The sequence below is a fragment of the Saliphagus sp. LR7 genome, assembly GCF_003344565.1.
GTDB classification, from domain to species: Archaea; Halobacteriota; Halobacteria; order Halobacteriales; family Natrialbaceae; genus Saliphagus; species Saliphagus infecundisoli.
In genome coordinates this window covers 17048-29023 of sequence record NZ_QPND01000001.1, presented here as the reverse complement: position 1 = coordinate 29023, position 11976 = coordinate 17048, and the positions used below count along the sequence as shown (strand labels likewise).

At 66.9% G+C, this 11976-nt stretch carries 8 protein-coding genes; 6 read left to right on the top strand and 2 right to left on the bottom strand.

The window, feature by feature from the left end; translation table 11 throughout:
* Positions 1 to 80 precede the first annotated feature (80 nt).
* Both DVH23_RS00110 and DVH23_RS00105 read left to right on the top strand, forming a co-directional pair.
* The gene (locus DVH23_RS00110) at positions 81 to 773 is read left to right on the top strand and encodes a hypothetical protein (RefSeq protein ID WP_114575405.1); all 693 of its coding nucleotides are present in this window, start codon (positions 81 to 83) and stop codon (positions 771 to 773) included.
* A gap of 49 nt (positions 774 to 822) precedes the next feature.
* Positions 823 to 1563 carry a proteasome assembly chaperone family protein gene (locus DVH23_RS00105; protein WP_114575404.1) on the top strand — a complete coding sequence of 247 codons (741 nt, stop codon included), beginning with the start codon at positions 823 to 825 and terminating at the stop codon, positions 1561 to 1563.
* A 34-nt stretch (positions 1564 to 1597) separates the two neighbouring features.
* Here DVH23_RS00105 and DVH23_RS00100 read toward each other — a convergent pair whose 3' ends face one another.
* Positions 1598 to 3322, bottom strand: a complete 1725-nt coding sequence (locus DVH23_RS00100) for an alpha-glucosidase (RefSeq protein WP_114575403.1) — start codon at positions 3320 to 3322, stop codon at positions 1598 to 1600.
* On the bottom strand, positions 3319 to 5040 hold the full coding sequence (locus tag DVH23_RS00095) for an alpha-glucosidase (RefSeq protein ID WP_114575402.1): 1722 nt from the start codon (positions 5038 to 5040) through the stop codon (positions 3319 to 3321). The genes DVH23_RS00100 and DVH23_RS00095 overlap by 4 nt, the downstream gene beginning before the upstream one ends.
* Before the next feature lie 366 nt (positions 5041 to 5406).
* Between DVH23_RS00095 and DVH23_RS00090 the strand changes: the two genes are divergently transcribed.
* The 4 genes from DVH23_RS00090 to DVH23_RS00075 are packed head-to-tail and all read left to right on the top strand — an operon-like array spanning position 5407 to position 11860.
* Positions 5407 to 7365, top strand: a complete 1959-nt coding sequence (locus DVH23_RS00090) for an ABC transporter substrate-binding protein (protein WP_198667800.1) — start codon at positions 5407 to 5409, stop codon at positions 7363 to 7365.
* Between the two features lie 57 nt (positions 7366 to 7422).
* The gene (locus tag DVH23_RS00085; RefSeq protein ID WP_114575400.1) at positions 7423 to 8433 is read left to right on the top strand and encodes an ABC transporter permease; all 1011 of its coding nucleotides are present in this window, start codon (positions 7423 to 7425) and stop codon (positions 8431 to 8433) included.
* Positions 8411 to 9574 carry an ABC transporter permease gene (locus tag DVH23_RS00080; protein WP_114575399.1) on the top strand — a complete coding sequence of 388 codons (1164 nt, stop codon included), beginning with the start codon at positions 8411 to 8413 and terminating at the stop codon, positions 9572 to 9574. Before DVH23_RS00085 ends, DVH23_RS00080 begins: the two co-directional genes overlap by 23 nt.
* The gene (locus tag DVH23_RS00075; RefSeq protein WP_114575398.1) at positions 9575 to 11860 is read left to right on the top strand and encodes an ABC transporter ATP-binding protein; all 2286 of its coding nucleotides are present in this window, start codon (positions 9575 to 9577) and stop codon (positions 11858 to 11860) included.
* Positions 11861 to 11976 lie beyond the last annotated feature (116 nt).

Here is an 11976-nt window from a genome sequence, read left to right as displayed (position 1 = left end):
GGTTTCGAAGCGACCGGACCGCCGCCGATCTGCCCTCTCTGATGGATATATTTATACATCAGTGTACTATTCAGTTCGTTATGGACGGCCCCGACGCTTTCGAGGTGCGCGACGTCGCCGTCATCGGACGGACCTTCGAGGAGTATCTGGCGATGTTCGACCTCGAGGCGCGTGACCTCGAGGGCGAGCGGGTGCTGGACTGTCCCTCGGGGGCGGGCTCGTTCGCCGCGGGGGTGGCCGACCGAGGGGTGTCGGCCGTCGGCGCCGATAGGGCCTACCGCCGCCCCCCGGCGGAGCTCGCCCGCCGGTGTCGGTCGGACACTGCCGCGGTCGCCGACCAGCTTCCCGAGAAGCGCGAGCTCTTCGACTGGGAGTACTACGGGAGCGTCGAGGGACGGATCGAACTGCTCAAGCGCGCCTGCGAGACGTTCCTGGGGGATTACCGGGCGGCGTCGGGCGGCCGGTACGTCGCCGGGGCGCTCCCCGACCTCCCCTTCGCCGACGACGCGTTCTCGCTCGCGCTCTCTGCACACCTGCTCTTTCTGTACGACGACCGGTTCGACCGGGCGTTTCACGCCGCGAGCCTCCGGGAACTCGCCCGGGTCGCCCGCGAGGTCAGGGTCTACCCCCTCCAGGGGCTCGACGCCGAACCCTCGGGGCTTCTCGACGGCCTCATAGAGGAGCTCAGGGCGGAGGGCTACGACGCCGAGATCAGGCCCACTCCCTTCGAGTTCCAGCGGGGCTCGACCGACCAGCTCGTGATATCGGGGTGACGCGCCTGCCGCCCTCGATTTTAAGAGCCAGCCCGCGAACCACTCGCGTATGGCAGAGATTCGCGTCCACGGCGAGGAAGCCGACCTCGAGGAATCGACGCTGGTCGAGGGGTTTCCGGGCATCGGGCTCGTCGGAAAGATCGCGACCGACCACCTGATCGAGGCGTTCGAGATGGACCACTACGCGAGCGTCCACTGTGACGGACTCCCCCGGATCGGCGTCTACCGCGAGGGCGATCCGACCGTCCGGCCGCCGGTCAGACTCTATCGCGACGCCGAGCGGGATCTGTTAGCCCTCCAGAGCGACGCCCCGATCGCCTCGCAGGCGGTGGGCAGCGTCGCCGACTGCCTCTCGGGGTGGCTCGACGAGGCGGGCGTGACGCCGATCTACCTCAGCGGCTTTCCCGCCGAGAAAGACGGCGTCCCGGCACTGTACGGCATCGCGACCGGCGACGGCCGGGATGTCCTCGACTCCGCCGGAATCGACACCCCCCGCGAGGACGGTGCCGTCAGCGGCCCCACGGGTGCGCTGCTCAATCTGGCCGCCCAGCACGACCGAACGAGCGTCGGCCTCGTCGTCGAGACCAACCCGCAGTTCCCCGACCCCGAGGCCGCCCGGGTGCTGATCGAGAGCGGAATCGGCCCGATCGCCGACATCGACGTCGATGTGAACACGCTCGTCGAGCGCGCCGAGGAGATCCGCAACCAGCGTGAACGGCTCGCCCAGCGGATGCAGGAGGCCGGCGACGAGGAGAGTTCCCAGGCGCGGCCGCTGCGGATGTATCAGTAGCGGTTCGAGCCAGGAGATCGGGACGGCGATGACTTCAGAGCAGGTACACGGTTGCCCCGTAGGGCTGCAGCGTCGCCCCGCTCGGGTCGGCCGGCGCGTCCGCCGCGTTCGCGAACAGCAGGTCGGCGTCGTCGGTCGCGACATCGAGATCGGGCACGTGGGCGGGACTGGCCGACCAGTTGAGCACGACCAGTACCGTTTCCGCGTTACCGGTTCGGACGTACGCGTACACCTGCTCGTGGTCGGGCGCGAGCAGCTCGTAGTCGCCGTAGACGAGCACATCGAACCGTTGCCGGAGGTCGATCAGCCGCCGGTAGCCCGCCAGGACGGACTCCTCGCCGGACCGCTGGACGCCGACGTTGACCGCGGGATAGTTCTCGTTGGCGGGGAGCCAGGGCTCGCCGCCGGTGAAGCCCGCATGGGGGTCGTCGGACCACTGCATGGGGGTCCTGGCGTGGTCGCGGCTCCGGGCGTTGACGACGCCGGCGACCTCCTCGAAGGAGTCGACGACGCCGTCCTCGAGGAGCGCCTCGACCCGTCCGACCGTCTTCGGGTCGTCCAGCGCGTCCAGGCTCTCGAACTCCGTGTTGGTCATCCCGATCTCCTCGCCCTGGTAAATGTACGGCGTTCCCCGCATCGTCAGCAGGAAGGTTCCGAGCAGCGTCGCCGATCGCTCGCGGTAGGAGTTGGTGCCGAACTGCGAGACGATCCGGGGCACGTCGTGGTTCCCGAGGAAGATCGCGTCCCAGTCGAGTTCGCGCTGTTTCTCGGTGACGACCCGTTTGAACTCCGGGAGGTCGATTCCGCCCGCGTCGCTGCCGGCGTCGTCCCCGTCGGATCCGTCGGTCCCGTCGTCGAACTCCCAGTCCTCCGTGTGGCCGCCGACGTCAAGGTGGTCGAACTGGAACACCATGTGGATCCCGTTGTCGGCCGCGTTGACGTAGTCGGCGGCCTGGTCGACGGTCGTCATTCCCATCTCGGCGACGGTCATCGCGTCGTACGCCGAGAGCACGTCCGCGTTCAGTTCCGCGAGGTACGACTCCAGGCGCGGGCCGTGGCTGTAATGTTCGGCGCCGACGGGCGAGTTCGACGGATCGCCGTCGGGAAGCCCGTCGGTTTTGGACATGTGGCTCACGGCGTCCATGCGGAACCCGTCGATACCCCGTTCCAGCCACCACTCGACGACCGCCTTCATCTCCTCTCGCACGGCGGGAGTTCGCCAGTTGAGGTCGGGCTGTTTCTCGTCGAAGAGGTGGAGGTACCACTCGCCGCGGGCCTCGTCGTACGACCAGGCCGGACCGCCAAAGATCGACTCCCAGTTGTTCGGCGGCTCGTCTGGCTCTCCCTCCCGCCAGTGGTAGTAGTCCGCGTAGCCGTCCTCTTCGCGCCGCGAACGCCGGAACCACTCGTGCTCGTCGGAGGTGTGGTTGAGGACGAGATCCATGACCAGCCGGATGCCCCGCTCGTGGAGCACGTCGCGCAGGCGCTCCCAGTCGTCGACGCTGCCGTAGGTGTCGGCGATCGACCGGAAGTCCCGGATGTCGTAGCCGTTGTCCGCCATCGGGGAGTCGTAGACGGGACACAGCCAGACGACGTCGACGCCCAGGTCGTCGAGATAGTCGACCTTCTCGACGATCCCCCGGAGGTCACCGATCCCGTCGCCGTCGCTGTCGTTGAAGCTCCGCGGATAGATCTGATAGACGATCGCTTCCTTCCACCACTGGCGGTCGAACGCGGCGTCGGCGGTTCGGGGGGTCATTGGCCCACACCACCCTCCTGCGAGGGCGTCAGATACACCCGTGCCTCGTAGGGATCCAGGTCGAGGGTCGCTGGGACCGTCGCCGGCGCGTCGTCAGCGTTGGCGATCACTAGCTCGAGGCCGTCGCGGTCGACCTCGGCGGGTACGTCGAAGCTCGTGGCGTCGGCCGCGACGTTGAGAACGATCAGGCCGCGCTCGCCGTCGAGGCGCCGCGAGTAGGCGAAGACGTCGGGGTCGTCGGGAGCGAGCAGTTCGAACTCCCCGTAGACGAGCAGGTCCCGCTCGTGGCGGAGCGCGATCAGCTCCCGGTAGTAGTTCAAGACCGAATCCGGGTCCGAGCGCGCGCGCTCGACGTTGACCTCCGCGTAGTTCGGATTGCACTCGATCCACGGCTCGCCGTCGGTAAAGCCCGCGTGGGTATCGTCCGACCACTGCATCGGCGTCCGGGCGTTGTCCCGGGCCGTTGCCTCGACGGTTTCCCGGATGTCCTCGTAGCAGTCGGCCTCGCCGTGTTCTACGGCCCGTTCGACGTAGTTTTTCGCCTCGACGTCCCGCAGCTCATCGGGCGACTCGAAGGGGGCGTTCGTCATCCCGATCTCCTCGCCCTGATAGACGAACGGGGTTCCCTGGAGCGTGTGCGTGAGCGTTCCGAGCAACTTCGCGGACTTGCGCCGATACTCGCCGTCGTCGCCGAACCGGGAGACCATCCGGGGCTGGTCGTGATTGCTGAGGTAGACGCTGTTCCACCCCTCGTCGGCGAGCCCGGCCTGCCATTTCGCGATGATCTCCTTGAACTCGGCCAGGGGCACGTCCGCCGTCGTCCACTTGTCGTCGCCGTGGTCGACGGTCACGTGCTCGAACTGGAACACCATCGAGAGGCCGTCGCCGTTCGGCCCGACGTACTCGCGGGCGTCGGCGACGGAGGCGCCGGGAGTCTCGCCGACGACGAGGAGGTCCCGGTCGTCGAGCACCCGGTCGTGCATCTCCCGGAGACGGTCGTGGACGCGCGGCCCGTTCATGAAGTGCTCGGCCCCGGTCAGTCCCGCGTCCGGGTCTCCGTCCGGGAGCCCCTCGGTCTTCGAGATGAGGTTGATCACGTCCATCCGGAAGCCGTCGACTCCCTCGTCGAGCCACCACTGCATCATCCCGTGGACGTCCTCTCGTACCGCGGAATTTCGCCAGTTGAGGTCGGGCTGTTTCTCGTCGAAGAGGTGGAGGTACCACTCGCCGCGGGCCTCGTCGTACGACCAGGCCGGTCCGCCGAAGATCGACTCCCAGTTGTTCGGCGGCTCGTCTGGCTCTCCCTCCCGCCAGTGGTAATAGTCCGCGTAACCGTCCTCTTCGCGCCGCGAACGCCGGAACCACTCGTGCTCGTCGGAGGTGTGATTGACGACGAGGTCCATCACCAGCCGGATGTCCCGCTCGTGGAGCACGTCGCGGACTTGCCGCCAGTCATCCATGTCGCCGTAGGCAGGATGGATCGACCGGTAGTCGCTGATGTCGTAGCCGTTGTCCGCCATCGGCGACCCGTAGACGGGACACAGCCAGACGGCGTCGACCCCCAGGTCGTCGAGGTAGTCGGCGCGCCGCGCCAGTCCCGCGAGATCGCCGATCCCGTCCCCGTCGCTGTCGTTGAAACTCTTCGGGTACACCTGGTAGACGACGGCTTCCTTCCACCAGGGGTGGTCGTCGTCCCCGCCTGCGTTTCGTCGGCTCACTGGCCCCCACGGGCGAGACGCCCATCGACCTCGCCGGTCGGCCAGTCACGGCCGCCACTCGGAGCGAACGGTCCGGCTTCGGACGGCGGTGACGAACTCGTTCGACTCCCGGCTCGTACGCCAGCAGTACGGGCAGACGATTGGGGTGCCGTACGTGCCGGCCCATCGGAGCTACGCCGGCTCACGTCGAGGTTCTCCGACCGTTCGAGACGGTCCCGGTGACGAGCCGATCCGGTGAGGTTCTCGGTCGATGAGTCCTTCATTCGAGTCGTGTCCACTCGGATCGAGGACTTAACGCTGGCTAAAATCTTGAAGAACGGATTCTACCAGAAGTTTTAATACACCGGTCTATAATGACAGTGGACGATGCCAGAGAACGCTGACCAGCCGAACGCGCCGGCGCTATCGCGCCGCCACATGCTGATAGTCGGCACGACGGGGCTTGCGACCGGCCTTGCCGGCTGTGGGGGCCAGGAGGCGACGGACGATTCGGGCTCGACCGGGGACGGCAACGGCGGTGGCAACGGCAACGGTAACGGAAACGGCAACGACACCGAGGCCGGAAACGACACCGCTGGAAACGACAGCGACGGCGGGAACGAGAGCGGCAACGAGACGAACCCGGATCAGTTCGAGAGCACGTCGCTGGCGATGACCCAAGAGCTGGCGTACGTGACGAACCAGACGTTGCCGGTGTTGCCGGTGATGGAGAAGCTCGCCCAGTCGTTCCAGGCCACCGACGACTGGAACGTGCCGCCGGCCGACGACGAGCGGATGCAGGTCTACTGGCCGACGAGTTGGCTCCCGCGGACGGGCGACTGGACGCTGAAGGAGGACGCCGAGGACGACCGGCTGACCCTCTCGCAGTGGGCGGTCCCCGCCGACTCCCAGTACAACCCCTGGAACGGGACGAACGACGGCGAGGCACGCCGGACCCTCTTCGACCGGTTCATGCGGTACAACGTCTCCACCAGGGAGTACCATCCCTACCTCATCAGCGACTGGACGATGGACGGGACGACCGTGACCCTGCAGGTCCGGGAGGGACAGACCTGGCACAACGGCGATCCCGTAACGGGGACCGACGTCGCGAACCAGCTCAAACTCGACCTCTACAACAGCGGTGGCGCGGGCGGGATCGGCCCGTACGTCCTGCCCGACGGCGACCTCAATGCCGTCCCCGACCGGGTCCAGGGGGCCGACGAGACGACCGCCGAGATAACCCTCGATCGGGAGATAAACGAGGACATCCTCCTCTCGCTGCTCGCACCCACGCAGTTGCGTGCCTACGACGGTACGTACGGCGAGTTCGTGCAAGCGCTCGACGACGCCGAGAGCGAGGACGAGCGCTCGACGGCTCTGGGCGAACTCACCGACTTCACCGATCCCGAACCGGTCGGAAACGGCCCCTTCCAGTGGGAGGACGCAGACAGCCAGCGGACGCTCGTCACGAAGTACGAGGACCACCCGGACGCGGGAAACATCAACTTTCCCGAGGTCGAATACCTCTACAAGCCGGAGAACTCCGGACGGTGGAACTCGCTCAAAAACGGCGAGACCGACGGCTCGGCGACGCTGTTCATGCCCCAGAACCAGACGAGTCAGCTTCCCGATCACATGCAGACCGCGCTGGTCTCCCGTCACTGGGGGATGGGGATCGTGTTCAACCACGACCAGGAGCCGGTCGACGACGTGCGGGTCAGGAAGGCGATCGCACACGTCATCAACCGGGACGACGCCGCGAAGAACTCCGGCGCGGGCACCGGGTCGAAGGTTGCGGTCACGTACCCGAGCGGCCTGACCGGCGAGTTCGACGACCAGATCGAGGGCCACTGGCTCGAGGGCGTCGTCGACCAGTTCGAGACCTACGGTCGTGCCGAACAACAGACCGATCGAGCCGCCGAACTGCTCCAGGAGGCGGGTTACGAGCGCCAGGACGGCACCTGGCAGATGGACGGCGAGCCACTCGAACTCCCGATCAAGGGGCCCGCGGGCTTTTCCGACTGGGTCTCGGGCGTCGAGACGATCGTCTCCCAGCTCCAGGAGTTCGGCATCGAGTCCGAGCCGGTCATGCAGGACTCGGCGACCTACTGGGGCGGCGACTACAGCGAGGGCAACTTCAAGCTCGCGCTCCAGGGGTGGGCCTCCTACGATCACACACATCCGTACTTCCACTTCGACTGGATCTTCCAAAGCGGGGACGCCACCGACTCCTGGAACGTTCCCTCGGAGTTCGAGGCGCCCGTACTGCACGACGATCTGCGCGACTCCGAAACGATCGCCCCCGGCGACTACATCTCCGAGCTGGCAACGCCCGAGGAGTAGGGTCCCGATGATGGCCACCGCCCTCCAGTCGTCGACGCTCCACCACCGAACCCGCTCATGAAATACATCGTCAAACGACTCGCACAATCCGTCCTCACCGTCTTCGCGGTGGTGTCGTTTAGCTTCGCGCTCATCAGGCTCCTCCCGGGGGGGCCGATGGACTACCTGCGCGCCCAGATCATCCAGCAGGGAGGGAGCGACCTCTCGCCCGAGGCGATCAACATGCGCATCGAGGCCCAGTCGGGGATCGACCCGGACCGGCCGGTGTACGTCCAGTACGTCGACTACATGATCGGGCTCGCTCAGGGCGATCTGGGACGGTCGGTCTGGTACGGCGAACCCGTGGCGGATATCGTCGGCCCGGCCATCCCGTGGACGGTCTTCCTGACGGGGTCGTCGCTGTTTCTCGCCTTCGTCATCGGCGTGAGCCTCGGCGCGCTCATGGCGTATCGCGAAGGGTCGACGTTCGACGTGGGATCGACCGGCATCGGACTGGTCCTGAACTCGACGCCCAGCTACGTCGTCGGACTGCTGGGGTTGACGTTTCTCGGATATCAGCAGGGTCTGTTCCCGACCGGCGGCCGGTACGCCTCCGAGGTCACCGTCGGGTTCAACCTCCCCTTTCTGGCGAGCGTGCTCCACCACGGCGCGTTACCCATCCTCTCGATGACGGTCGTCGCGTTCGGCGGGTGGGCGCTGAACATGCGGGGCAACGCCATCCGCATCCTCGGGGAGGACTACCTCCGGGCGGCCCGCCTGCGCGGACTGCCGACGCGTCGCATCGCGATCCGGTACGTCGCACGAAACGCGATACTGCCGATGTACACGGGGCTGATGATCGCCATCGGCACCGTCTTCGGCGGGGCGGTCATCATCGAGAACATCTTCGCGTACCCCGGGATCGGGTTCTACCTGATCCGGGCCATCGACGCCCGCGATTACCCGCTGATGATGGGCGGGTTCATCCTCATCACCGTCGCGATGGTCATCGGAATCACCGTCGCCGATCTGACCTACGGGCGACTCGACCCCCGGGCGAAAGGAGGTGAATCACGTGAGTCCTACTGAGGGCGACGACGGGAACGACCCTCTCGTCGACGCACTCGGCGACGACGGGGACCACGAGGACGCGCCGGAACGGGCGGCGATCACCGGCCACGGGCGCCGTGGCCGAGTCGCGGCCGACGGCGGCTCTACGGTCTCGGAGTTCGAGCAGACCGCGGAGATCACGATGACCGAGTCGGAGCGACGCCGCCAGTGGCTTGAGGAGCGCGTCCTCGCGCCCGCCCGGATCATCTGGGACGACTGGCGTGCCCGGACGGGCGCGCTCATCGTCGCGTTCTACCTGTTCATGGGCATCGTCGGCCCGCGGCTCGTCGACGCTCCGAGCACGAACCAGGGGCCACGGCTCCGTGGGGCGTTCCGAACGCTCGAACACCCGCTCGGAACGACCGCGTCGGGCGTCGACATCCTCTCGCAGACGGTCCACGCGACGCCGGCGATGTTGATCATGCTCTCGAGCGGCGCCGTGTTCACGGTCGTCCTCGGAACCGCCGTCGGCACCGTAAGCGGGTACAAGGGCGGACGGTTCGACAGCGTCGCGATGACGATAAACGACATGGTGATGACGGTCCCGGGACTGCCGCTGACGATCGTCCTCGCCGCCGTCCTCCAGATAGAGGGGAATCCGGCGGTCATCGGGATCCTCATCACGATCAACGCGTGGGCGGGACTGGGGCGGGCGATCCGCTCGCAGGTCCTCACGCTCCGGGACGCGGAGTACATCGAGGCCTCCCGGATCATGGGGATCGGAACGCCGAGGATCGTCCTCGGCGACATCGTTCCGAACCTGATGCCGTACATCACGATGAACTTCGTCCAACAGGCCCGTGCCGTCATCTTCGGCTCCGTCGGGCTCTACTTCCTCGGCGTCCTCCCCTATACGAGTACGAACTGGGGCGTCATGATGGACGCCGCGGTCAACCGGGCCGGGGCCACCTCCTCGGCCGCGGCCCTCCACTGGCTCGTGGTGCCGATGGTGACGGTCATCGTCCTCGCGCTCGGGCTGACGCTGTTCGCACAGGGTACCGACCGGGTGTTCAACCCACGGGTGCGCGCACGCCACGCCGAGACCATCGAGGACGACGAGGACGAGGGCGGCAAGGGCGGATCGACGACGACCACTGCAACGGCTACAGGAGGGGTTTGAATGGCACACACACGGAACGATTCCGATTCACTCACCCAGGAGGAATCGACCGCCGGCGCCGGCGACGAAACCATGGCCGACTCGGCGGATCCGATCATCGAGGCCCGGAACGTCAGCGTCACCTACGACTTGGAGAGGCGAGACGCGATGGTCCTCGACGACGTGAGCGTCGACCTCAAGCGCGAGGAAATCCTCGGCGTCGTCGGGGAGTCGGGTTCGGGCAAGTCGATGCTCGCGAACTCGATGATGGACGCCGTCGAGGAACCCGGGATCACGACCGGCGACGTGCGCTACTACCCCGAACAGGGGGCCGACCCGGTTCACGTCCTCGATCTCGACGGCGACGACCTCGAGAAGTTCCGCTGGGAGGAGATCGCGATGGTGTTCCAGGGCGCACTGTCGTCGTTCAACCCGACGATGACGATCCGGGGCCACTTCGAGGAGACGCTCGACGCCCACGAGTACGACGCCGAGGCGGGGATGGATCGGGCCCACCAGCTGCTTTCGGATCTCTATCTCGATCCCGACCGGGTGCTCGACTCTTACCCCCACGAGCTGTCGGGCGGGATGAGCCAGCGCGCGCTGATCGCCCTCTCGCTGGTTCTGAAGCCGAAAGTGTTGCTGATGGACGAGCCGACGGGGGCGCTCGACCTGCTGATGCAGCGTTCGATCCTCAGCCTGCTGGACGATCTAAAGGAGAAGTACGAGCTCTCGATCCTGTTTATCACCCACGACCTGCCGCTGGTCGCGGGACTGGCCGATCGGCTGGCCATCCTGTATGCGTTCGAACTCGCGGAGGTCGGGCCCAGCGAGCGGATCGTTCGGGAGTCGGCACATCCCTACACGCGGGCGCTGCTCACGGCGGTCCCGAACCTCGACGCTCCGCTGTCGACGATGACGCCCATCGAGGGGACGGCCCCGAACCCGGCTCATACGCCCGACGGCTGTCACTACGCCCCGCGGTGTCCGCTCGCGACCCAGGAGTGTTTCGACACGGTCCCGCCGTGGTTCGAGGCCGGTCCCGACCAGCGGACCGCGTGTTTCCATCACGAGGAGGCCGCCGACGCCGTCCCGTTCGATCCCGGCGAGGAGTTCGCCGCCGACGTCGGCGACCACGGGTTCGACGAGAACGGGGACGGGAACGGCGAGACGTCCGGGCCTGCGACCGCCGGCGCGACCGTGGAGAGTGACGACGACGTCGTCATGTCGCTCGAGGACGTCTCGGTCCACTTCGAGACGGAACAGGGCCTGTTCGACTCGCTGTTCGACGAGCCCGAAACGGTCCGGGCCGTCGACGACGTCTCGCTGGATATCACGGAAAACGACGTGGTCGCACTGGTCGGCGAGTCCGGCTGTGGCAAGACGACGCTCGGCAAGACCGTCATCGGCGTCCAGCGGCCGACCGAGGGCTCCGTCACGTACCACGGCCAGGACGTCTGGGACGCCAAGGACGACACGGGTGACGTCGACATCGAGTATGGGGAGATCCGCCGGGCGCTCCAGATCATCCACCAGGACCCCGGCGCGTCGCTCAACCCCAACAAGAAGGTCCTGACGTCGCTCGAGGCACCCCTGAAGCGCTGGGAGCCCGACATGTCGACGGAGGACCGGCAGGCCCGCATCTACGCGCTTCTCGGGCGCGTCGGGATGACCCCGCCCCAGGACTACGCTAACCGCTTCCCACACCAACTGAGCGGGGGCGAACAACAGCGGGTCGCGCTCGTGCGGGCACTGCTGATGAACCCGGACGTGATCCTCGCCGACGAGGCGGTTTCGGCGCTCGACGTCTCGCTTCGCGTCGAGACGATGGATCTCCTGTTAGAGCTCCAGGAGCAGTTCGACACGTCGTTCGTGTTCATCTCTCATACGCTGTCGAACGCCCGGTACCTGGCCGAGAAATCCGGCGGGCGCATCGGCATCATGTACCTCGGCGAGATCGTCGAGATCGGGCCGCCTGAGGAGGTCCTCGGGAACCCCCAGCACCCCTACACGAAGGTCCTGCGGTGGGCGACCGCCGACCTCGATCCGAGCGCCCAGGAGATCGCCGACCCGCCGGTGCGGTCGATCGACATCCCTGACCCGGTGGACCCGCCCTCGGGCTGTCGATTCCACACGCGCTGTCCCGAAGCCCGCGAGGCCTGTACCCGAACCGCCCCCGCTCTCGGGGACGACGGGTCGACGGGCCGTGCGGTGGCCTGTCACCGGTCCGACGAGGACCACGAGTACTGGGAGAGCGAGCCCCTCGAGGGAGTTGAAGAGTCTTCGACGCCGGCGACCGACGGGTGATCGACGGTGGTGTACGCGTCCGATACGAACCGCCGATCGGGGTCGTTCGGAGCGGAAGGCCACCGACGCTCGCCATGATTCCACGCGCACCGGCTCGTGGTCGGATACCGAAGGAA

Excerpts from the sequence above, each read along its gene's own strand:
- DVH23_RS00110 (WP_114575405.1), top strand. The coding sequence starts at position 81 with ATGGACGGCCCCGACGCTTTCGAGGTGCGCGACGTCGCCGTCATCGGA.
- DVH23_RS00105 (WP_114575404.1), top strand. The coding sequence starts at position 823 with ATGGCAGAGATTCGCGTCCACGGCGAGGAAGCCGACCTCGAGGAATCG.
- DVH23_RS00100 (WP_114575403.1), bottom strand. The coding sequence starts at position 3,322 with ATGACCCCCCGAACCGCCGACGCCGCGTTCGACCGCCAGTGGTGGAAG.
- DVH23_RS00090 (WP_198667800.1), top strand. The coding sequence starts at position 5,407 with ATGCCAGAGAACGCTGACCAGCCGAACGCGCCGGCGCTATCGCGCCGC.
- DVH23_RS00085 (WP_114575400.1), top strand. The coding sequence starts at position 7,423 with ATGAAATACATCGTCAAACGACTCGCACAATCCGTCCTCACCGTCTTC.
- DVH23_RS00075 (WP_114575398.1), top strand. The coding sequence starts at position 9,575 with ATGGCACACACACGGAACGATTCCGATTCACTCACCCAGGAGGAATCG.